The 22,432-nt window shown below is 63.7% G+C and carries 16 protein-coding genes; 10 read left to right on the top strand and 6 right to left on the bottom strand.

Translation table 11 applies throughout. The annotated features are described in order from the left end of the window. Positions 1-58: 58 nt before the first annotated feature. Both Q0K06_RS00210 and rlmB read right to left on the bottom strand, forming a co-directional pair. A complete protein-coding gene (locus Q0K06_RS00210; RefSeq protein ID WP_294546997.1) occupies positions 59-2,293 on the bottom strand; it encodes a hypothetical protein in 2,235 nt (744 codons plus the stop codon). Between the two features lie 36 nt (positions 2,294-2,329). After that, positions 2,330-3,106 carry a 23S rRNA (guanosine(2251)-2'-O)-methyltransferase RlmB gene (gene rlmB / locus Q0K06_RS00215; RefSeq protein WP_294547000.1) on the bottom strand — a complete coding sequence of 259 codons (777 nt, stop codon included), beginning with the start codon at positions 3,104-3,106 and terminating at the stop codon, positions 2,330-2,332. A gap of 285 nt (positions 3,107-3,391) precedes the next feature. Between rlmB and ftsH the strand changes: the two genes are divergently transcribed. From ftsH to Q0K06_RS00240, 5 genes are all read left to right on the top strand, one after another. Beyond that, the gene (gene ftsH, locus Q0K06_RS00220; RefSeq protein WP_294547004.1) at positions 3,392-5,608 is read left to right on the top strand and encodes an ATP-dependent zinc metalloprotease FtsH; all 2,217 of its coding nucleotides are present in this window, start codon (positions 3,392-3,394) and stop codon (positions 5,606-5,608) included. Between the two features lie 142 nt (positions 5,609-5,750). Next, positions 5,751-6,731 carry a DnaD domain protein gene (locus Q0K06_RS00225; protein WP_294547007.1) on the top strand — a complete coding sequence of 327 codons (981 nt, stop codon included), beginning with the start codon at positions 5,751-5,753 and terminating at the stop codon, positions 6,729-6,731. Positions 6,732-6,734: 3 nt separating this feature from the next. Further along, positions 6,735-7,739 carry an ATP-binding protein gene (locus tag Q0K06_RS00230; protein ID WP_294547010.1) on the top strand — a complete coding sequence of 335 codons (1,005 nt, stop codon included), beginning with the start codon at positions 6,735-6,737 and terminating at the stop codon, positions 7,737-7,739. Between the two features lie 123 nt (positions 7,740-7,862). Next, the gene (locus tag Q0K06_RS00235) at positions 7,863-8,240 is read left to right on the top strand and encodes a BlaI/MecI/CopY family transcriptional regulator (RefSeq protein WP_294547013.1); all 378 of its coding nucleotides are present in this window, start codon (positions 7,863-7,865) and stop codon (positions 8,238-8,240) included. Then, the gene (locus tag Q0K06_RS00240) at positions 8,237-10,594 is read left to right on the top strand and encodes a M56 family metallopeptidase (RefSeq protein WP_294547016.1); all 2,358 of its coding nucleotides are present in this window, start codon (positions 8,237-8,239) and stop codon (positions 10,592-10,594) included. The genes Q0K06_RS00235 and Q0K06_RS00240 overlap by 4 nt, the downstream gene beginning before the upstream one ends. Before the next feature lie 57 nt (positions 10,595-10,651). Here Q0K06_RS00240 and Q0K06_RS00245 read toward each other — a convergent pair whose 3' ends face one another. The 3 genes from Q0K06_RS00245 to ssnA form a co-directional block, all read right to left on the bottom strand. Further along, positions 10,652-11,335, bottom strand: a complete 684-nt coding sequence (locus Q0K06_RS00245; protein WP_294547019.1) for a DUF6198 family protein — start codon at positions 11,333-11,335, stop codon at positions 10,652-10,654. A gap of 117 nt (positions 11,336-11,452) precedes the next feature. Further along, on the bottom strand, positions 11,453-14,449 hold the full coding sequence (ygfK, locus tag Q0K06_RS00250; protein WP_294547022.1) for a putative selenate reductase subunit YgfK: 2,997 nt from the start codon (positions 14,447-14,449) through the stop codon (positions 11,453-11,455). A gap of 64 nt (positions 14,450-14,513) precedes the next feature. After that, positions 14,514-15,854 carry a putative aminohydrolase SsnA gene (ssnA, locus tag Q0K06_RS00255; RefSeq protein WP_294547025.1) on the bottom strand — a complete coding sequence of 447 codons (1,341 nt, stop codon included), beginning with the start codon at positions 15,852-15,854 and terminating at the stop codon, positions 14,514-14,516. A gap of 425 nt (positions 15,855-16,279) precedes the next feature. Here ssnA and Q0K06_RS00260 point away from each other — a divergent pair, with 425 nt between their 5' ends. Both Q0K06_RS00260 and Q0K06_RS00265 read left to right on the top strand, forming a co-directional pair. After that, complete coding sequence (locus tag Q0K06_RS00260) at positions 16,280-16,915, top strand: helix-turn-helix transcriptional regulator (protein ID WP_294547028.1); 636 nt, start codon at positions 16,280-16,282, stop codon at positions 16,913-16,915. 129 nt (positions 16,916-17,044) lie between these two features. Further along, a complete protein-coding gene (locus Q0K06_RS00265) occupies positions 17,045-18,307 on the top strand; it encodes a helix-turn-helix domain-containing protein (protein ID WP_294547031.1) in 1,263 nt (420 codons plus the stop codon). Positions 18,308-18,361: 54 nt separating this feature from the next. Here the strand turns inward: Q0K06_RS00265 and Q0K06_RS00270 are convergent, their stop codons facing one another. Continuing rightward, positions 18,362-19,708 (bottom strand): nucleobase:cation symporter-2 family protein, encoded by a 1,347-nt coding sequence (locus Q0K06_RS00270; protein ID WP_294547034.1) that lies wholly within the window; start codon positions 19,706-19,708, stop codon positions 18,362-18,364. A gap of 239 nt (positions 19,709-19,947) precedes the next feature. Here Q0K06_RS00270 and tsaA point away from each other — a divergent pair, with 239 nt between their 5' ends. The 3 genes from tsaA to Q0K06_RS00285 all read left to right on the top strand — a co-directional run bounded on the left by tsaA (position 19,948) and on the right by Q0K06_RS00285 (position 22,377). Next, positions 19,948-20,649 carry a tRNA (N6-threonylcarbamoyladenosine(37)-N6)-methyltransferase TrmO gene (gene tsaA / locus Q0K06_RS00275; RefSeq protein WP_294547037.1) on the top strand — a complete coding sequence of 234 codons (702 nt, stop codon included), beginning with the start codon at positions 19,948-19,950 and terminating at the stop codon, positions 20,647-20,649. A 188-nt stretch (positions 20,650-20,837) separates the two neighbouring features. Further along, complete coding sequence (locus Q0K06_RS00280) at positions 20,838-22,112, top strand: double-cubane-cluster-containing anaerobic reductase (RefSeq protein ID WP_294547040.1); 1,275 nt, start codon at positions 20,838-20,840, stop codon at positions 22,110-22,112. After that, positions 22,105-22,377 carry a DUF3343 domain-containing protein gene (locus Q0K06_RS00285; protein ID WP_294522020.1) on the top strand — a complete coding sequence of 91 codons (273 nt, stop codon included), beginning with the start codon at positions 22,105-22,107 and terminating at the stop codon, positions 22,375-22,377. Before Q0K06_RS00280 ends, Q0K06_RS00285 begins: the two co-directional genes overlap by 8 nt. Positions 22,378-22,432: the final 55 nt, after the last annotated feature.

Genomic DNA, 22,432 nt, shown 5'->3' on the forward strand with positions numbered 1-22,432 from the left:
ACGCAACTGTCCCCCGGGCTCTGCCTTATGCAGAGCCCGGGGGACAGTTTTGCCTGTTTTAATACCGGTTCACCCAGCCCGAAATGAGCAGAGTGGGCACCAGCCACATGACCATGAAAATCAGCAGGTTGGCGGGAGAGAGGGAGACATAGGACTCCACAAAGGTGAGGTAAAAGGCCAGCAGCACGCCGACGGCAGAGCCCACAGAGGCCAGGGCGGCGCTGCCCTGTACCGCCTGCCGCAGCCTGCGGCCGCCCACCACCGCCTCGGAGAAGGGGCCCAGCCCCTCCCGGCAGAGGACGGCGCACAGGGTGTCGCTGTGTTCCTGGTCCGGATCGGACAGCTCGGTCCGCCGGGCCATCTCGGGAAATTCCATTTTCTCCACCGGCAGCTTGAACCGCTGGCGGAGCATGGCGGGAATCAGGTTGAAGTCCCGGGTACACAGCACCGGGCCGATTTTGTTGCGGATGAGGGCGGTGAGGGCAGGGCGCACCGCGCCGTGGAGACTGTAGTTCAGGGCGAAGAGTCCGGCCAGCTCCCCGTCAATGGCGCAGAACACTGCGTTCTTCACGTTGAGCCCCTGGGGCAGGGCCACCTCCATCAGGTGCATGAAGGCAGCCGAGCCCACCAGAATCTGCTCCCCCCGGATGTCTGCGGCCAGGCCGCCCTCACACCGCTCAAAGGCGGAGCAGCGGCGGTAGATGGCCCCCTGGGAGCGGAGCAGGTCGTGGAAAATCTTGTCCAGGCCGCTGCCTGAGTCCCGGATGAGGGTGGCGGTTACTGCCACCACCTTCTCCACCGAGAAGTTGCCGAAAATTTTGATGCCGTTGAGGGCCACCGAGCCGGGGGGAAAGAGATCGGTATCGGTGAGGAGAATGCCCGCACCGGCGCCTCCGGCTACCCCGTCCCAGCCGGCGATGGCGGCGCCCACGCCGGACAGACGGCGGCACAGGCTGTTCCACGGCATGCCGAAGCACAGGGCCGCCGAGAAGGAGGCTGCCGCGGTGAGAGTGGCGGACAGGCACCAGAGAATCAGCTCCGGCCGCTGCCGGCCGAGAGAGGAGAGAATGGAGAAGAGAAACGCGGCGATAAACAGCAGAGGCGCGGTGACCCGGAAGACCCGCTGGGCCCCGTCGGCGCCCTGGATCTGGCTGCCGAAGCCCGCCGGGTCTCCCGACCACTTGGTGTAGGCCTCCCGGCCGTTCCACTTACCCGGGTCCAGGGTAACCAGATAGGGCTCGTGGGCTGAGGCGGCGGTGCGGCAGGCGTTGCGCTGCCCCTGCCGCTTGAGGACAGCGCCCCACATGGTCAGGCCCAGAGCCAGAGCGGACACAGCACAGTAGGGCAGCTGCCCCGCCCGGCCGCCCAGGGAGATCATGGTGAGTGCGTCGGCCAGAGTTGCGATACAGGAGAAGGACACCAGAGTGTCCATGCCCATCTGAAGCCGCAGCAGGTGGAACAATCCCCGCAGCAGCACGTCAATGCCCAGCAGCATAACTACCCCCAGCATGCCCGCCAGGGTGTACACCTGGAGCTCATAGGAGCTGGACAGCATGCCGGGCAGGGGCATGCCGAAGAAGGGCGCCAGGGTGAGATAGATCAGAGGCAGGGACAGCAGCAGTACCATGGCGGTGCGCATCCGCAGAAACTTGAGTCCCCGGCCGTACCGCTTGAACAGCTCCGCCGGGGGAATGTCGGGGGCGGGCGGGATGACGCGCCGGGGCGGGCGGATGCGGAAGGGGGGGCGCTCCTCCTCCCGGTCCACGCCGGGGAGATACTGCTCCGCGCGGCGGACCTCCTCGTCGTCCTCGATCCCCTCCTCCTCAAACATGTGGTCGGCATACTCGTCGGCCTTCCGGCGCAGGGCGTCCAGCTTGGCGGTAAAAAAGGACTTCTCCTCCCCGCCCTGGACGCCGTCTCCGACCTCAGACGCATGGGCGGAGCGGTCCTCCTGCGGGGCCGCCTCCGGTTCTTCCGGCTCATCAATCCCGCCCGGCGCCTCTTTCCCCCGGGGGGAGGGGGCGGCGGGCCCACCGCCCTTGTCCTCCCCGGGCGGCGGGGCGGGGCGGACCTTTTTGCCGGGAAAGCGCACCACATTGTCGCCCGTCCCCTTCCGCCTGCCTGCCCGATGCTCCGGAGGCAGGTCCTGCTGGGGAATGACGGGCAGGGGGATGGTGTCGTCGTCCAGGCCGCTCTCACGGCGGTCTCGGTATTCGGCCAGAATCTCCTCCAGGGTGAATTCCGGCGTAGGCTCGCCGTGTGTATTCAGTTCGTCATCCCGATCCTTCGGCATAGGGCCTTCGTCCTCTTTCTGGGGTGTGGTTGGGGGTTACAGCCCCCGCTGGCGCACGGCCTCGTACAGCAGGATGGCCGCTGCGGCGCTGGCGTTGAGGGAATTGAGCTTCCCCTTCATGGGAATGCTGACCTTAAAGTCGCACTGCTGAGACACCAGACGGCCCATGCCGTCTCCCTCGCTGCCGATGACAATGGCGGCGGGGCCCTTCAGGTCGGCGTCATAGAGGCTGGTGGATCCGTCTGCGGCGGTGCCGAAGATCCACAGCCCCTCGTCCTTCAGCTCCTTGAGCAGGGCGGTCAGATTGGGCACCCGGGCCACCGGCACGTAGGACACCGCCCCCGCCGAGGTCTTGGCCACCACGGCGGTGAGGCCGGCGGAGCGGCGCTTGGGGATAATGACGCCGTGGGCGCCGGCGCACTCGGCGGTGCGGATAACCGCGCCCAGATTGTGGGGGTCGCTCAGCTCGTCGCACACCACGATGAGAGGAGGCTCCCCTTTTTCCCGGGCGGCGTTGAGAATGTCGTCCACAGTGGCATATTCCCGCACGGCGGCCATGGCGATGACCCCCTGGTGGGCGTGGGTGCGGCTCATGCCGTCCAGCTTCCGCCGGTCGGCCTCCACCACCACTACGCCCTTTTCACGAGCCGTGGAGGCGATATGGCCCAGGGTGGCGTCGGTTTCGCCTCTGGCCAGAAAAATTTTGTCAATCGGCGTGCCCGCCCGGAGGGCCTCAATAACCGCGTTGCGGCCCTCAATCATGCCGTCGGCCTCGGCCTCCGGCTCTCTTCTGCGGTTTTTCTGCTCTCGCATGGCATGTCCAGCCTTTCTGTTCAGTCCATAGATAAAAACAGTATAGCACATTCCTCTAGGGAGAAAAAGATAAAAATCCCCGCCGGGCGAAAAAACTGTCCGGGAGAGGGCAAGAAAATTCCGCTGTACCCCTCGCACTTCATAGAAAGTTTACAGCTTTCCGCCGGGGGCTTCCTTGTAATTCATAGTTGTCTGTGGTAAAATGACAGACAGTTTCTAATAAGAAATATCCTGATTTTCCGGCCTTTACCGGCTCAGGATTCTGAGAACAAGGAGGGCAAAGTGTTGAAGCCCGATAACCAGAAACGCAACAACCAAAATGGCGGCGGCCCCAACAACAAGAAAAATCTTGTGGGGCTCATCTCCATCATCCTGTGGGCGCTGATTCTGACGCTGCTGCTCCAGTCCGCCTTCTCCCTCTTCGAGGGATCCGACCATGTGGAGATTCCCTACTCCACCTTCCGGGAGTGGGTGCGGCAGGACTATGTGGAGCGCGTGGACGTCCAGAGCAACCAGCTGGTCATCGACCTGAAGGACGGCTTGGGCGCGGTCCAGAAGACCAAGGACGGGGATGTGACGGTCATTGACCTGACCACCGGGGAGACCCCGGCGGAGGACTGGACGCCCCCCCAGCCCGACGAGAGCCAGAGCGGCGGCAGCCAGCTGACCCAGCAGGTGGGCGGGCTGGCATTGCTGACCCAGCAGACCGGCGCCTACACCTCAGCGGTCACTGCGCCTCCCTTCAATGACCTCTCCATCATCGACCTGCTGGACGAGCACAACGTGGAGTACGGCACCGCCGTGGTCAGCAGCAGCACCGTCATCCTCAGCGCCCTGGTGCAGATGGTCCTGCCCTTCATTATCATGGTGGTGGCCATGGTGTTCCTGTTCCGCTTCATGTCCAGCAAGATGGGCGGCGGCGGACTGGGCGGCGTGGGCAAGGCCAACGCCAAGGTGTACGTGGAGAAAAAGACCGGCGTCACCTTCAAGGATGTGGCCGGTCAGGACGAGGCCAAGGAGAGCCTGGTGGAGATCATCGACTTCCTCCACAACCCCCAGAAATACACCGAAATCGGCGCCAAACTGCCCAAGGGCGCATTGCTGGTGGGCCCTCCGGGCACCGGCAAGACCCTGCTGGCCAAGGCCGTGGCAGGCGAGGCCAACGTGCCCTTCTTTTCCATCTCCGGCTCCGATTTCGTGGAGATGTACGTGGGCGTGGGCGCCAGCCGCGTCCGGGACCTGTTCAAGGAGGCCAGCAAAATGGCCCCCTGCATCGTGTTCATCGACGAAATCGACACCATCGGCAAGAGCCGCAACGACCGCTTCTCCGGCGGCAACGACGAGCGGGAGCAGACCCTCAACCAGCTGCTGGCCGAGATGGACGGCTTTGACCCCACCAAGGGCATCATCCTCCTGGCCGCCACCAACCGGCCCGAGGTGCTGGATCAGGCCCTGCTCCGGCCCGGCCGGTTCGACCGCCGGATCATCGTGGACCGGCCCAACCTGGCCGGCCGTCTGGCCACCCTCCAGGTCCATACCCGCAACATCCGCCTCAGCGACGACGTGGACCTGAAGAAGATCGCCATCGCCACCGCGGGCACCGTGGGCGCCGACCTGGCCAACCTGGTCAACGAGGCCGCCCTCCGGGCCGTACGCATGGGCCGCAAGGCCGTCAACCAGCAGGACCTGCTCACCGCCTTCGAGCTGGTCATCGCCGGCACCGAGAAAAAGGGCAGCGTGCTCACCGAGTTCGAGAAAAAGCTGGTGGCCTACCACGAGGTGGGCCACGCCATGGTGGCCTACAAGCAGAAGAACTCCGAGCCGGTGCAGAAGATCACCATTGTGCCCCATACCCAGGGCGCCCTGGGCTACACTCTCCTCATGCCCGAGGAGGATAAGACCGAGCTGCGCACCAAGGACGAGCTGCTGGCAAAGATTACCGTGTCCATGGGCGGCCGCGCCGCCGAGCAGGTGGTGCTGAACACCATGACCAACGGCGCGTCCCAGGACATCCAGGACGCCACCAGCGTGGCCCGCAGCATGGTCACCCTCTACGGTATGAGCGACCGCTTCGGCATGATGGGCCTGGCCTCCCGCCGCAGCCAGTATCTGGACGGAGGGTACGGCATGGACTGCGCTCAGAACACCGCCGCTGATGTGGACACCGCCGTCCACGACATTCTGGAGACGTGCTACCGCCAGGCCGTCCAGGTCATCCAGGATAACCGGGAGGACATGGACAAGGTGGTGGCTTACCTGCTGGAGAAGGAGACCATCACCGGCGCGGAGATGATCGCCATTCTGGAGGGCCGGGACCCGTCCCAGGCGGACAACTACGCCGCCATGCTGGAGCGGGAGGAGGCCCGCCAGGCCGCCAAGGCGGTCAAGACCCCCGACGTAATCCCTATGCCCGGGGATACGAAAGATAACTCCGCCGGGAACGGCGAGATTCCCCCCGAGGGCAAGCCCCGCTCCGACGGCGGCGGAGAGCTGCCCCACTGATACCGCATGCTTCAGAGGCCGGGCCGGTTGGCCCGGCCTCTGCCTGTTTCTCCCTTCTTCGCAGATTCCCTGTTTACCTTCCCACCCTTTTCATGTACAATATAAGGTGCCGATTGGACGAGCTTTTTCTGGAGGTGATGGTATGGCGGCCAATCTTTTTCTCCCCGGCGGCGTGGTGGCCATGCCCGCAGAGGCGGCGGACCGGCTCATTGCGTCGGGCAGTGGGGACGCGGCCCTGCTCTACCTCTATTTACTGCGGAAAAACGGCGGAGCCTCTCTGGAGGAGGCGGGCAGCGCGCTCCGGTGGGACGGCGGGCGGCTCACCGCCGCCTGGGACGTGCTCTCCGGCAAGGGCCTGGCGCCCGCCATGCCCCAGGCCGCCCCGCCCCAGCCCCAGCAGGAGGAGCCCCCGGAGTACACCGCCGAGGACATCTCCCGGGAGCTGGACGACCAGGATTCCCCCTTCCCCGCCCTGGTGGGGGAGGTCCAGCGGCGGCTGGGTAAGATTCTCTCCACCGCCGATTTGAAGACCCTCTATACCCTCTACGACTTCCTGGCCCTGCCGGCGGAGGTCATCTGCCTGCTGGTGAGCTGGTGCGTGGAGGAGATGGAGCGGAAATACGGCCCCGGCCGCAAGCCCCGCATGAGCCAGATCCGTAAGGAGGCCTTTGTGTGGCGCCGCCTGGAGGTGGATACCGCCGAGGCCGCCGATTCCTACATCAAGCGGCAGGGGGAGCTGCGCACCCGGGAGAGCCAGGTGCTCTCTCTGCTGGGCATCACCGGCCGTCCGGCGGTGGACGGAGAGCGGAAGTATATCGCCGCATGGACCGACATGGGCTTTGGAGACGAGGCCATCCGCCTGGCCTACGAGCGGACGGTGCTGAAAAAGCAGGCCATGAGCTGGCCCTATATGAACTCCATTCTCCGCTCCTGGCATCAGAAGGGACTCCATACCCCGGCGGAAATTGAGACCGGCGACACGGCCCCCGTGCGTACGCAGGGAGCCAACGCCCCCGCGCCTGCCGGACCCGGCTCTGACCGGGACGCGGGACACATGACCGGCGACATCCAGTGGATGAAGGACTTTCTGGCCCGCCAGAAGTCGGAACAGGGAGGGAACTGAGCTATGGCCTATGAACAGAACGTGCTCCGACGGGCCGTCGAGCGGCTGGAAGGCCGGCGCCGCCGCCGTGAGGAGGAGCAAAACGCCCGCAGGCGGGAGATATACGCCGCCATTCCCCGGGCGGCGGAGATTGACCGGCAGCTGCGCCGCACCATTGTGGACATCATCTCCGCCTCCCTCCGGCAGGGCAGCGACCCGGTGCCCGCCATCGGGGTGGTGCGGGACAAGAACCTGGACCTTCAGGCCGAGCGGGCCGAGCTGCTGGTGGCCCACGGCTACCCCGCCGACGCCCTGGACGACAAGCCCGCCTGCCCCAAGTGCAACGACACCGGCTGGCGGGGTGCGGTCATGTGCGACTGCCTGAAGGCCCTGTGCGCCCAGGAGCAGATCAAGGAGCTGTCCAAGCTGCTGGACCTGGGGGAGCAGTCCTTCGACACCTTCTCCCTGGACCTGTACTCCCCCGCCCCCTGGCGGGGAAGCAGCATCTCTCCCCGGGAGAACATGGAGATGGTCTACGAGATCTGCCTCAACTACGCCCAGAAGTTCGGCCGCTTCTACTTCAACAACCTGTTTCTCTCTGGAGCCCCCGGCCTGGGCAAGACCTTCCTCTCCGCCTGCATCGCCCGCACCGTGTCGGAGAACGGGTTCTCCGTGGTGTACGACACGGCGGTGAACATCTTTTCCCGGTTTGAGGACAAGAAGTTCTCCCGGGACGCGGACGACACCCGGGAGGCCCGGGATGAGACCCGGCGCTACCTGTCCTGCGACCTGCTGATTCTGGACGACCTGGGCAGCGAGATGACCACCCCCTTTGTCCAGTCCGCCCTGTACACCCTCATCAACAGCCGCCTCACCGCCGACCGGCGGACCGTCATCTCCTCCAACCTGTCCATGGAGGACGTGCGGCGGCGGTACGCCCCCCAGATTGCCTCACGGCTGGAGGGAGAATACCGTGTGCTCCCCTTCTTCGGGGAGGACATCCGCCTGCTGCGCAAGCAGAGAAGCTGACAAACTACCGCGCTCCGGCAGAACTTCTGCCGGAGCGCGGTTTTTATTTTTTGAATGGTTGACATGTGTAGACCGATATGGTACATTAGGTTTACAAGAGTAGACCAAAAAGGAGGAAGGCGTATGGAGCGGGTGAATCTGTCCGCCGGAGAGTGGCGGGTGATGGAGGAGCTCTGGAAGGCGCCGGCCACCCTGATGGAGCTGGTGCATGCCCTGGGTGAGAGCGCCGGATGGGCCAAGAGCACCGTGTCCACCGTGGTGCGCCGGATGGAGGACAAGGGCCTTATCCGGGCGGAGCAGGAGGGGCGGGCCAAGGTGTTCTACCCGGCCATCGCCCGGGAGAAGGCCGCCGCGGCGGAGACCGAGTCCCTGCTCTTCCGGGTGTACCACGGCAGCGTGGGCCTCATGGTGAGCACCCTGCTGCAAAACCGCCGCATCTCCAGGGAGGAGCTGAAGGAGCTCCAGGCCCTGCTGGACCAGGGAGAGGAGGAGCAGACATGACGGAAATTCTAGTGACCTCGTCAGTGCTCATCGTGGTCATCGCCCTGCTGCGGCTGGTGCTGCGGGGGAAAATCAGCCAGCGGGTACAGTACGCCCTGTGGCTGCTGGTGGCAGTCCGGCTGCTGGTGCCGGTGAGCTTTGTCAGCAGCCCGGTGAGCGTGATGAACGCGGTGGAGCCGGTGACCGAGACCATCCAGATTGGCCGCACAGAGCAGCAGATTCCCGCCGGGACAGGCCAAATCCAGAACGTCACCGGAGGGAACTCTGCGCCCCAGACCGGCGCGGTGGCCGCGCCGTCCCAGCCCCAGAGCGGGGACACAGCCCAGATTCAGCCCGCGGAGCCGGGTGTTGACCCGGGTACCGTCCTCCGCTGGGTGTGGCTGGCGGGCGCAGCCGCGGTGGGCTGCTGGTTCCTGTTGAGCAATCTGGTGTTCCGGCGCAGGCTGGTGCGCGCAGCCCGGCCTCTGGCCGGTGCGGACTGTCCCCTGCCGGTGTATGTGTCCGCCGGGGCACCCTCCCCCTGTCTGTCCGGACTGGTGCGGCCCGGCATCTATCTGACCCCGGACTGCCCCACTGAGGGGTCTGGACTGAAGCACATTCTGGCCCACGAGCTGACCCACCGCCGCCAGGGCGACCAGTTCTGGGCCTTGATTCGGTGCCTCTGCCTGGCTATTTACTGGTTCAATCCCCTGGTGTGGCTGGCGGCGGCCCTGTCCCGGCGGGACTGTGAGCTGTCCTGCGACGAGGGGGCCATCAAGCTGCTGGGTGAGGGGGAGCGGACGGCCTACGGCCGCACCCTGCTGTCCCTGGTGACTACCGGCTCCAACCCCGCCGAGCTGCTGCGGACAGCCACCACCATGTCCTCGGGAGCCAGAGGGCTGCGGGAGCGGATTGCCCTCATTGCAAAGAAGCCCAGGCGGGCGGCGGGGGTGCTGGCGGCGGCCCTGGTCGTTGTGGCGGTGGCGGTGGGGTGCACCTTCACCGGCGCACAGCCACAGGAGACGCTGGAGCCCTCCCCTACCGGAGACATTCAAAGCCCCAGCCCGTCCCCAACGGAGGGAACAGAGCCGGACAATTCCGCCGTGCTGGTGGACGATTTCAGCTATACCGGCATCCACCGGGACGTGACCTACTACCCCGACGCCCCCGCTGACGGCTCGGAATTTGACGAGAGCACCGCACGAACCTATACCATTGTCCTCTGCCAGCCCGTGACCCAGGGCCAGGGGGGCATCTGGTGCGTGGAGCGGTGGTACGACGACAAGGGAGAGCGGCATTTTGTCCTGCCCGACACCGACCTGCCCGCTGAGGAGTTCTACGCCCAGTGTCAGGCCCAGGCCGACGAGACGGGCAGCACCGGCAGTTCCTGGGCCGACCTGGATATCAATTGGGTGCTTTTGAATTTTGTTACGGATACGTTCCATGTAAGCAATTTCAGCTCCAGGGAGGGCAGCGACTACCTGGCCGACCGGGGCGGAACAAGGGAGACCGGAACCCGGCCCGCCGCCTCCACAGATCTTGAGCAGGCGCTGGAGGGGCTGCTGCCTGAGGGCAGCACTGCCGTCCTGACGTTGGAGCGGCACAGCGGCGGAGAGGTTACACGCAAGACCGTAACGGCCGACCCCGATCGCCTTGGTATGGGCCTGGATTGGAGGGACTGGAGCTATGCCGACGCCCCTGCGGAGGAGCCGGAGTGTGATGCGGCCATCTACCTCAGCGGCATCAGCGAACCGGCCGGCGCCGTCAGCCACCCCGCAATTGGGGATGACGGAGACTACCTGAAATTCTACCAGGGCAGCGGCCTTGTCCGACGGCACACCGATGGCACGGATATCTGGTACTATGTCCAGTCCGGCGGTGAGGAGTATGACGTGGGAGCAGAGGCCCGCTTCTGGTATGACGATGCCGAGTACATGGCGGCCCTTGCCATTGCCGTCACGCCCCAGATGCTGGAGGAGGCCAGGGACAAGTACGACATCCCGCCGGTGGATGACGACCCGGCCCATCAGGACTTTGCCCTGGTGGCCTGGGTGTGGAGCGAGCAGCTGGCGGAGAACCTGCGGAATCTGGAGCCGGACAGCCAGTACGCGGTGCTGGATGCCCAGGTGTACAGCGCGAACCTGCCCGCCTCTGGCGACTACTACGCCCCCGATCCGGGAGTGGAGGACAGCTTTGTCTTTATCCAGGAACTGGCCCTTCAGGTGCCCAACCTGTACACGGCACCCTATCAGGCGGGCAGCGGCCTCTGGGAGATTGAGGACGGCCCCTATACCGGCTGGTATGGTTGGGGGCTGTTCCGGGGCATGGAGAAGCAGGGGGACAACTGGGTGAGCAACGGAGGCTTTACCGGCTGAACCCAATAAAGCGCCTGGGCCGCTGCAAATGCAGCGGCCCAGGCCTTTTTTGCATCGTTATGCGCTCTGTTTTTCCCCGAACAGCTTCTTCAGGAAAGACAGTTTTTTGGTGAAGAGCTTCACCAGCTGGCCCACCAGCAGGGCGGAGATGACGGTGCCCTCCCGGACGCCGTTGAGCTTGTGGAAGGCGAAGAGGGCGATGATGGCGGCAATGACCGTGAGGGAGCTGTCAAAGATGACCTTCACGTTGCCGAACTGGCCCTTGCTCTTCCGGCTCAGGGCCCGGACGAAGGCCTCGCCGGGGAGCATGATCACGTCGGCAAGCACCTCCAGGGTGATGCCCAGAGACATAACCACGCAGCCGATGGCCAGGTAGAGCACGCTCATGGGATAGGGGCCGCCGTACTGGGATGGAATGAGGGAGAGAGCCTCATCCATGCACAGGCTGAAGAAGATGGTGGCAGGGATCTGGAGGGCCTGCTTCCAGGTGAAGCGCCGCACCAGCAGCGCCTCGCCCACCAGAAAGAGCATATTGAATGCGAAGGTGTACACCCCCATGGTGATGGCCACTGTGTGTCCCGCCACGGTGACAGGGGGCGTAATCAGGCTGAGCACGAAGGGAGTGGAGGAGATAGGGGAGGTGCCCAGTCCCGCCCGGGTGATGAAGGAAATGCCGGTGGCACACACCAGCACACCCACCAGGAACATGAGGTAACGCTTGCAGGTCTCTGTTTTTGACATGATGTCTCGCCTCATTTTGTCATTTTTGCCCGGGATTGGAAACGGCACCTGTAACAGGGGCTCTGGGCACGGTCGCCCAGAGCCCCTGGTTTGGGTTGCGCGCTTGTTGTTCCGGTCTTACTTTACCAGATAGCCGTAATCCTTGCGGACGGCCAGAATCAGCTGCCGCAGGTCCTCATACAGACCGCAGGCGGGATCGGTGACGTCGTAGTCCTTCACCGCGCCGCCCAGACGGACGGTGCACACGCGGTCGTCGCCGCCGTGGGGCAGCCAGCCGTCGTTGGTGCTGTTGTCAAAGTCCTCGCGGCTCCAGAAGAGAGTGAACTTGTCCTTGTAGGGACGGCTCTCGTAGGGGCAGAAGATGGCGCAGTTGCCGCACTCGTTGCACATGCCGTCCACATGGACAATCTGGCGCATCCGCTTGCCGGGCACGGTGACGTGGATGTTGGCCCGGTTGGGGCAGACCTCGGTACAAGTCTCGCACACGGTGGAGCAGCCCAGGCAGCGGGTGTCGGGGCAGGAGGTCTCGGTGCGCAGGTCGCCGTGCTTGGACAGAGGCTTGTTGTAGTCGGGGTGGACGTTCTTGTCCACGCAGAGGTCGGGATTCATGTCCGCGATGGCCTGAGCGGCGGCGGTGGCGTCGGCAATGGCCTCCACCACGGTGGCGGGACCGCGGCGGGCGTCGCCCACGGCGTACACATTCGCCACGCCGGTGGCCATGGTCTCGTTGACCACGGGACGGCCCTTCTTGTCCAGGGCCACGCCGTTGGCGGCGAACAGGGCGTCGTCCACGTGCTCACCCACGGCGGTGATGACGGTGTCGGCGGGCACCTCAACGGTGCGGCCGGTGTCCACCGGGCTGCGTCGGCCGGAGGCGTCACGCTCGCCCAGCTCCATGACGGAGCAGGTGAGCACGCCGTCCTTCACGCCCACGGGAGCCAGCAGCTCCATGAACTCCACGCCGTCGTCGATGGCCATGTGGAGCTCTTCCTCGTCGGCGGGCATGTTCCGCTGGTCGCGGCGGTACACCAGGCGCACGTTCTCCACGCCGGGGATGCGCTTGGCGGCACGGGCGGCGTCCATGGCGGTGTTGCCGCCGCCGACCACCACCACATTGGCACCCAGCTTCAGGGTGTCGGGGGCCTTCTTGGCCTGCTCCAGGAAGGCAATGACGTTCATGGCCTCGCCGTACTGGAGGTGGGCGTTGCCCGGCTTCCAGGCGCCGGTGGCGAAGATGACGTGGGTGAAGCCCTGGTCAAACAGGCTCTGGGCGGAGGTGACCTCCACGCCGGTCTGGAAATGGGCGCCCATGGCCTTGGCCAGAGCGATATCGCCGTCGATGGCGTCGTCACCAATACGGAAGGCGGGGATCACGTGACGGACGATGCCGCCCAGGGACTCCTTGCGCTCAAAGACGGTGACAGCCACGCCCTCACGGGCCAGGAAGAAGGCGGCAGCAATGCCGGCAGGGCCGCCGCCCACGACGGCAACCTTCTTGCCGCTCTGGGGAGCGGCGGGCTTCAGGGTGGGCAGCACCTCGGCCATGGCCTCGGTGGCGCACTTGAGCTTCACGCCCCGGATATCCACGGCGCTCTCGTAGTAGTTGCGCATGCACTTGTCCCCGCAGTGGTGGGGGCAGATGGTGCCGGTAATGAAGGGCAGGGCGTTGCGGCGGAGGATGATCTCCAGGGCCTCGGCGTACTTGCCCTCACCGGCCCGCATCAGGTAGGCGGGGATATCCTGGTGGATGGGGCAGCCGGTGCGGCAGCCCGCGTCGAAGCAGTCCACCAGGGGCACCTGCTTGCCGTTCTTCCGGTTGGGCAGGGGCTTGATGGGCTTGCGGTAGTGGGGATTGACGGGCACGTTGTCGCTCAGGGCGTTGACCTTGGCCACGTCCACGCCGGAGAAGGGTTCGCTGCCGCAGTCCATCAGCAGCTCGCCGATCTGGCTCAGGCGCTGATAGCCGCCGGGCTTGAGGATGGTGGTGGCCATGGTGATGGGCCAGATACCCGCGTCGAACAGGTCCTTGATGTTGGTGTAGTCGGCGCCGCCGGAGTAGGAGATGCGCAGCTTGCCGTCAAACTCGGTGGAGACCTTGGCAGCCAGGGCGATGGTCAGGGGGAACAGGGAGCGGCCGGACATGTACATCTCCTGGCTGGGCAGCTCGCCGCCGGCCACGTCCACGGGGAAGGTGTTGGTCAGCTTGACGCCGAACTCCAGGCCACGCTCCTGGCACAGGGCGATAAGGCGGCGCAGCATGGGCACCGCGTCGGCCCACTGGAGGTCCTCCACAAAGTGGTGGTCGTCAAAGACGATGTAGTCAAAGCCCAGGCTGTCCAGACGCTTGCGGGCGTACTCGTAACCCAGCAGGGTGGGGTTGCACTTGATGTAGGTGTTGAGCCCCTTCTCGGTGATGAGGTAGGTGGCGATGCGCTCGATCTCGTCGGGGGGGCAGCCGTGGAGGGTGGACTCGGTAATGGAGCGGGACACCACGGGGGAGATGGCCTTCACATAGGCCTCGTCCACCTTCTGGAACTTGTCCAGGTTGGCCAGAGTCCAGTCCATGCACTCAGCCCACACGGCGGAGCCTTCAGCGTTCTTCATGCCCTCGATGTAGGCGTCCACCTTGGGGCTCTTGATGCCTTCCAGGTCGTAGCCAACGGACATGTTGAACACAAAGGCGTCCGGGTCGCCCAGACCCAGCTCCCTGGCCATCAGCTTGCAGGCAAACCAGGCCTTGACGTACTCAGCAAAGGCCTGCTCCACGGTCAGCTCGGTGGACCACTCGCAGTTGTAGCACTCATCGGCGGCGGTGATGCAGGGCTTGGGCACGCACTTGCTCAGGGCCTCGCCGTCCATGACCTGGACGGTCTTCAGCTCGAAGAAGCGGGAGCCGGCGGCGTAGGCGGCGATGATGTTCTGGGCCAGCTGGGTGTGGGGGCCGGCGGCGGGGCCGTAGGGAGACTCAATCTTCTCCTCAAAGATGGGCAGAGCCTGGCCGTTCTCGTGGCGCACCAGCTTGGACACACCGAACACGCTGCCCTCCTTCTGGTACTCCTCCAGCACCCAGGTCATCAGCTGGGCAAAGGGAATGGGGCGCATAATATCGCTCATAGTGAAAACCTCCAGTTATTTATAACTGTTCAGATTACGACTTGTTGTCGGAATTGGCCGGAAATTAATAGGTGCGGTGGTTCAGCTCGCCCCACAGCTTCTTGGACTGTTCCATGGTCCAGGCATTAATCTTGTCCTCGTCAATGCCCACGAACTCGCGGTCCTTGTAGAGCACCTTGCCGTTGATGATGGTGGTGCGGCAGTTCTTGCCCATCATGCCGAAGAGCATGTGGCCGTCGATGTTCTCGTCAGAGAAGGGGGTGAAGGGCTTGTAGTCCATGACGATGACATCGGCGGCGGCGCCGGGCTTGAGGACGCCCAGAGGCTTCTTGAAGTACTTGGCGCCGATGGCGGCGTTGTTCTTGAAGAGCATGTCCATGGCCTCGCACCAGGCCACATTGGGCAGGCAGGCGTTGTGCCGCTGGATGATGAGGAACACCTTCAGGCTCTCCAGCATGTCGTGGGTGTAGGCGTCAGTGCCCATGCCCACGGTGATGCCCTTGGCCATCATCTGGAGCACCGGGGAACAGCCCACCGCGTTGCCCATGTTGGACTCGGGGTTGTTGACCACCATGGTGCCCGTCTCCCTGATGATATCCATCTCGGCGGGGTTGATGTGGATACAGTGGCCCAGGATGGTGCGGTCGCCCAGGATGCCGTGGTTCAGGAGGCGGTTCACCGGGCGGCAGCCGTAGTTGCGCAGGGAGTCATACACGTCGTTCATGCCCTCGGCCACGTGGATGTGGAAGCCGGTCATGCCGTCGTTGGCCTCCACCATCTTCTCAAAGGTCTTGTCCGACAGGGTGAACAGGGCGTGGCCGCCGAACATGGCCTTGATCATGTCGTCGTCGGCCTCTCTGGCCCACTTGGCGAAGTCGGCGTTCTCCCGGATAGCCTGGCCGCACTTCTCCTCGCCGTCCCGGTCGGAGACCTCATAGCACAGGCAGGCCCGCATGCCCAGCTCCTGGCACACGTCCCTGATGGCGAACAGGGAGCCGGGGATCTGGCAGAAGGAGGCGTGGTGGTCAAAGATGGTGGTCACGCCGTCCCGGATGCAGTCCAGCACGGTGGCGTAGGCGGAGGCGCGGGTGCCGTCCAGGGTCAGGTGGCGGTCGATGTTCCACCACATGCCCTCCAGTACCTCCAGGAAATTGGTAGGGTTGTTGCCCGCAATGGACAGGCCCCGGGCCAGGCCGGAGTAGATGTGGGTGTGGGCGTTGATGAGGCCGGGCATGATGACGCCGCCTCTGGCGTCCACAAATTCTGCGTCCGGGTATTTGGCCTTCAGGCCGGAGAAGGCGCCCACCTCCTTGACTATGTCGCCGTCCAGCACCACCACGCCGTCAGCCAGATAGGGCAGGGCGCTGTCCCGGGTGATCAGTTGGCCGTTTCCCACCAGAAGCATAGCAATTCCTCCTTTGAGTATAAGACGTGACGCCTCTGAACGGAGCGCCTGGACTGCTTCAGCGCAGCAAAAAGCGTCCATTCCGCCGGAATGGACGCGCCCCTCGCTGCCCCGGCGCGGCAGGGCAGGGGGGAATCTCACGTCCATTCAGCCCGTGCGCACAGCACTCCGTTGCAGCCTTGTTTCATAAAGTTTTGTGTACTATATACAGAAATATTCTCCTGACAGCTCTATTCTACCATAACATTGCTTGTATTTCAAGGTGATTTTTCAGAGTGGCTAAAAAATTTTTAGGCAAAACAATTTTTCTTGAAATTGCAGTAATTTATGTTAAAATGATGTTTACTAAATTTGCGCCCGGCGGGAAATTGTGTAAAACAACGGAAAGCGCCGCCGGAGCGACTCTGTGGAAAGCGGGTGGAACGATGGATGCTTCGGTGCTCCAGTTCATGCTTCAGCTGGCCAAGGGCCTGGCCAAACAATTTGGGCCCAACTGCGAGGTGGTGGTCCACGACCTGGACTCCAACGACCCGGACAGCTCCATTGTGGCCATTGAGAACGGCCAGGTGACTGGGCGGAAGGTGGGGGACGGCCCCTCCCATGTGGTGCTGGAGGCGCTTCACAGCGGCCGGGAGGACCTGGAGGACCACCTGAGCTACCTGACCCGCACCAAGGATGGGAAGATCCTCAAGTCCAGCACCATCTACCTTCGGGACGACGACGGCAGGGCCATCGGCATTTTCGGCGTCAACTACGACATCACCCTCATGCTGGCCATGGAGGACCAGCTCCACAAGTTTACCAGCACCGACGCCCCCCAGAAGGAGCCGGAGCGGATCTCACGCAACGTGGCCGACCTGCTGGACGAGCTCATCGACCAGAGCGTGGCCCTGGTGGGCAAGCCGGTAGCCATGATGACCAAGGAGGACAAGGTGAAGGCGGTCCAGTTCCTCAACGACACCGGCGCCTTCCTTATCACCAAGTCGGGGGACAAGGTGTGCAAGTTCTTCGGCATCTCCAAGTACACCCTGTACAGCTACATCGACGAGGGAAAATCCTGACCTTCCGGGCCGGGAACAGCCCTGAAATCGGGGAATGTAAACCGCTGGTTGACAAAAATCCACCCTCCGGTTGGTGGTTTTAGGGCCCGTCCCTGTGCTAAGGTGGAGAAGGAAAGGGGGCGCGCGCCTATGACAGTGGGACAGCGCATCGCGCAGAAACGAAAGGAGCTGGGCCTCTCTCAGGAGGGGCTGGGAGATAAGCTGGGGGTGTCCCGGCAGGCCATCTATAAGTGGGAGTCGGACGCCAGCCTGCCCGAGGTGGAGAAGCTGGTGGCATTAAGCAGGATTTTCTCCGTGCCGGTGGGCTGGCTGCTGGGAGAGGAGGAGCACCCCGCCGGGCAGGCGGACGGCCAGAGCGCGGAGCTGACCGAGGCCCAGATCAAAATGGTCCAGGAGATTGCGGACCGGTACCTGGCCGCCCAGACGGCCCGGATGGAACAGCCGCCTCAGCCTCCCGCCAGGCGGCGGTGGCCCCTGATTGCCGGCGGCGCGGCGGCGCTGGTGGCGGCGGCGCTCTTTCTCAACCTGTTCAGCCAGCTCAACCGGGTGAGCCAGGACTATGGCAACCTGCAAAGCACCATCTCCAACGTATCCTCCAACGTAAACAGCCAGATTGGCTCCATCACCAGCCGGGTGGAGGAGATTCTCAAGGCCCAGAACAGCCTGACCGCCAGCTACAACGCGGAGTTTCTCTCCTCCGACCCAGGGGCGGGGACCGCATCCTTTGCCCTGGAGGCGGTCCCCAAGACCTATGTGGAGGGCATGGAGGCGGTCTTTCTGGCCGACTGCGGGGACGGTCCCCTGGAGTTCCCCGGTGTCCTGGGGGAGGGCCAGTCCTTCTCCGCCCAGGTAACCGTGCCGCTCACCGACTCCATTACCCTCTCGGTGGTCTTTGTGAACGGAGAGCGGCGGGAGACCCAGATGCTGGATGTGTTTACCTACCTCCTGTCCGACACCTATCCCTATGTGAGCTGTGACGGCTCCGATCTGTGGGGCAGCACCGGGAAAGACGGCGTGCTCCGCAATTCCAGGTACACCTTCATCACGGTGGACGAGGCGTTTACAGGCGGCCCGTGTACCAAGATAGCGGACATCCAGGTGGGCCTGTTCCGGGACCAGAAGCTGGTGGCCCGGTATACCCCCTGTGAGCAGCCTGACAGCTATAAAGGGGACTGGGAGAACGCCCGGTTCTTTGAGGGCCCGGAGACCATTACCCTGGAACCCGGGTACACCTACTGCATGGCCGCTCTGGTCACCGACGAGTACGGACGGCAGTGGGTGGTGCATGGTACCCCGGCGGTCTACGACCCGGAGGAGGAATTTGTGGAATACGCCGACATTGCGGAGGACTACTCCAGCGACCCGGCGGACTGGGACTTTACAGTGGGATAAAAAAGAAAAGAACCGCCCCGGAGCAGTGCTCCGGGGCGGTTTGTGATGTATGAATTACTTCGCGGCGGTCTCGGCGGGAGCCTTCTCCCTGGGGAGGATCAGGTTGAGCAGGATGGCCATCAGAGTGGCAACCACCACGGAGGAGGAGCCGAACACGGTGTGGACCCAGTCGGGGAAGCCGTTGCCGCTCAGGCAGCCGGATACCTGGGTGATGCCCACGCCCAGGGCCACGGACAGACCCACCACGGTGCTCTTCCGGGCGGAGAAGCCGCCGTCGGTGATCGTGCGGATGCCGGTCATGGTGATGGTGGCAAACACGGAGATGGTGGCGCCGCCCACCACGCACTGGGGAATGGTGGAGAGGACGGAGGCGAACTTGGGGATGAAGCCGGCCACCAGCATGATGAGGGCGGCCAGGGCGAATACCGCCCGGTTGATGACCCTGTTGACGGTGACAATGCCCACGTTCTGGCTGTAGGAGGCCACGGGCAGGCCGCCGAAGAAGGCGCCCAGCACGCTCATGACGCCCTGGCCGATGATGCCGCCGGACAGCTCCCTGTCGGTGGGCAGGCGGTCCATGCCGCCCATGGTGGTGGAGGACAGGTCGCCGATGGTCTGCACCGAGTTGACCACGTACACAATGGCCAGGGAGGCGATGGCGGCGGGCTCAAAGGCGAGCTCGAAGGGTATGAACTTGGGCAGGGCAAACCAGGAGGCGGAGGCCACAGAGGACAGGTCCACAATGCCGAAGCAGAAGGCCGCGATGTAGCCCACAATCATGCCGAACAGAAGGGCGCCCAGCTTCCAGATACCCTTGGTGTAGTTCTGAAGGAAGATGACAACGGCAAAGGTGATGAGAGCCACCGCCCAGCTGCGCACGCCGCCGAACCACTCGCTGGCGGTGTCGCCGCCGGCCATGTACTTCACGGCGGTGGGATACAGGGACAGGCCGATGGTAAAGATAACCGTGCCGGTGACCAGGGGTGGGAAGAGCTTGCGGATGGGGCGGACAAAGAGGCCGAAGAGAATGGCTACAAAACCGCCCACCAGCTCCGCGCCCAGAATGGCAGGCAGGCCGAAGCCGGCGCCGATGGCCTGGAGGGTGGGGACGTAGGCAAAGCTGATGCCCATGATGACCGGCAGGCGGGAGCCGATGCGGCCGAAGATGGGGAAGAGCTGCAGCAGGGTGGCCAGCGCGGTGACCACCAGGGACACCTGGATCAGCAGGGTCTTTTCCTCAGCGGAGAGCCCGCAGGTGCCCGACACAATCATAGCGGGGGTGATGACGCCCACCACCGCTGCCACAACGTGCTGGAGTCCCAGGGGAATCAGCTGTCCCGCAGGGGGAATGCCCTGGTAGGAGAACACCAGGTCGGGGCGGCTTTCCGTGGCCTGTGCCATTACACATCACCTCATAAAAAATTTTTAGCAAAAAATATTTTTCAGAACAAGGAGATCATAATTGATTTGTCCTCCTGGCACAAGGGAAAAGTGTGAAGCGGACGGAGAAAATATATTGCCGTTTTTATGCAAAACGCCCAAATATCAAAAAATGTTGTCGGACAAGGCCTTTCGGGGGGAGAAAGAGTGTGTTATAATCAGGAAATCTACTGGCTGGTGCGCCGGAGAGGAGACATTTTATGGATAATCAGCAGCTGCCTGCACTGAAGATCATCGCCCGTATCCACAGCGACTTTTCCGGCAAATTCGGCATTCCCCGCCAGAGCGGACTGGTGGAGGAGCTGGAATCGGCGGTGGTGTTTGAGCCGGAGTACCGCCGGGAGGACGCCCTGCGGGGGATTGAGGACTTCAGCCACCTGTGGCTCATCTGGGGCTTCCACAGAGCGGTGCGGGAGCGCTGGTCCCCCACGGTGCGGCCGCCCCGGCTGGGGGGCAACACCCGCATGGGGGTGTTTGCCACCCGCTCCCCCTTCCGGCCCAATCCCATTGGCCTGTCGTCGGTAAGACTGCTGGGGGTGGAGCGCCATCCGGAGCACGGACACATCCTGCGGGTTGCGGGCGCTGACCTGATGGACGGGACTCCCATCTTCGACATCAAGCCCTACCTGCCCTACGCCGACAGCCACCCGGAGGCCTCCGGCGGCTTTGCCGGGCAGGACGGGGGCAAGGTGCTGGAGGTGGACTTCCCGCCCCAGCTCCAGGCTCTGGTGCCGCCGGACAAGCTGGCCGCCCTCACCGGCGTGCTGGCCCACGACCCCCGGCCCGCCTACCAGCAGGACCCCGAGCGGGTGTACGGCATGACGTTTGCCGGGCTGAACGTCCGCTTCTCCGTGGAGGGCGAGGTGCTCACCGTCCGGCAGGTGGAGAAGCTGGGAGAATAGACGAGTATAGCAGGAGGAGGACCATTTTGGTCCTCCTCTTTTGCGACTCATAGAAAAACCTGATAACAGACTGTGGATCATATCAAAATGCAATTTCACATGGAAGGCCAGATTCGGTATACTGAACAAAAAGGACACCGGAAAAAGCGGGCACGCTGAAGCCCAAGACAAAAATGGAGGGAATTACAATGTCCGACTATGTTCAGATGTGGAAAGACCTGGGGATGGATCTGGAGAACCACGACCTGCTCTGCCAGGTGCTGCCCACGGCGGTGGGAGACGTGTTCCTGTCTCAGGAGAACCGGCCCAAGGCCATGGATTTCTGGGATCTGGTCATCTCCGAAGTCCACGGCATCCGCCCCGCCGAACTCATTGAGGCCCAGAAGCAGGGACGCAAGGTGTTCGGCACCTTCTGCGTCTATGTGCCCGACGAGGTAATCATTGCCGCAGACGGCATCTTTACCGGATTGTGCGGCGGCTCTCAGTTCTGGGTACCCGACGGTGAGAAGGTGCTGCCCAAGAGTACCTGCCCCCTGGTGAAAGCCTCGGCGGGCGCCCGGTTGGGCAGAACCTGCCCCTTCTTCCGCATCGCCGACATGTACGTGGGCGAGACCACCTGTGACGGCAAGAAGAAGGCCTACGAGATTCTGGGCGAGGACGTACCCATGTACATTATGGATGTGCCCCAGATGAAACGGGAGAAAGACATTCTCAAGTGGAAGGAGGAGATTGCAGACTTTGCCAAAATGGTGGAGGAGTTCACCGGCAACACCATTACCCCCGAGAAGCTGGGGGAGGCCATCCACATCATCAACGAAAAGCGGAAGGCCCTGGCCCGGGTCTACGAGTGCCGCAAGTCGGAGTGTCTGCCCATCTCCGGCCGGGACGCCCTGCTGATGACCCAGATCTCCTTCTTCGACGACCCGGTCCGCTGCGCCCAGATGTGCAACCGGCTGGCCGACGAGCTGGAGCAGCGCATCAGGGACGGGGTGAGCGTGGTGCCCGCAGGGACCAAGCGCATCCTCATCACCGGCACCCCCATGGCCGTGCCCAACTGGAAGCTGCACAACATCGTGGAGACCAGCGGCGGCGCCGTGGTCTGTGAGGAGATGTGCACCGGCACCCGGTACTTTGAGAACCTGGTGGATGAGACCAAGACCACCCTGGACGAGCAGTTCATGGCCCTGTCCCAGCGGTACATGAAGACCAACTGCGCCTGCTTTACCCCCAACACCGGCCGTATCGACGACATCCTGCGCCTGGTAAAGGAATATAAGGTAGACGGCGTCATTGACTGCAACCTGAAATTCTGCTGCCTGTACGACACGGAGAAGTACTCTGTGACCAGGGCCCTGAATGAGGCGGGGGTGCCGGTGCTCAGTCTGGAGACCGACTACGCCGACACCGATGCCGAGCAGCTGCGCACCCGGATCGGCGCCTTTATCGAGCTGCTCAATGGCTGAGGGACATGTCCGGTACTATATTCTCTTTGCCAACTATGAGCAGGGCCTCCGTCTCCACGACCTGCTGGACGGGGAGAACATCCCCAACCGCATCGCTCCCGCCCCGCGGTCCATCCAGGGGGAGCTGTCCTGCGGCATGTCCCTGCTGCTGGAGCCCGAGGCGGTGGATGCGGCCCGGGCCTGCATTGAGAAAAACCAGGCGGAGTACCACGCCATTGTCCCTCTGGCTGGTCAGATTAGAGCCAGGCGGGACAAGTATTGTTGAAGACTAAAACAAGAGAGCCGTGGAACTGGCATTTTTGTCCGGTTCCACGGCTCTT

It is taken from the genome of uncultured Pseudoflavonifractor sp. (genome assembly GCF_944387805.1).
Taxonomy (GTDB): domain Bacteria; phylum Bacillota; class Clostridia; order Oscillospirales; family Oscillospiraceae; genus Pseudoflavonifractor.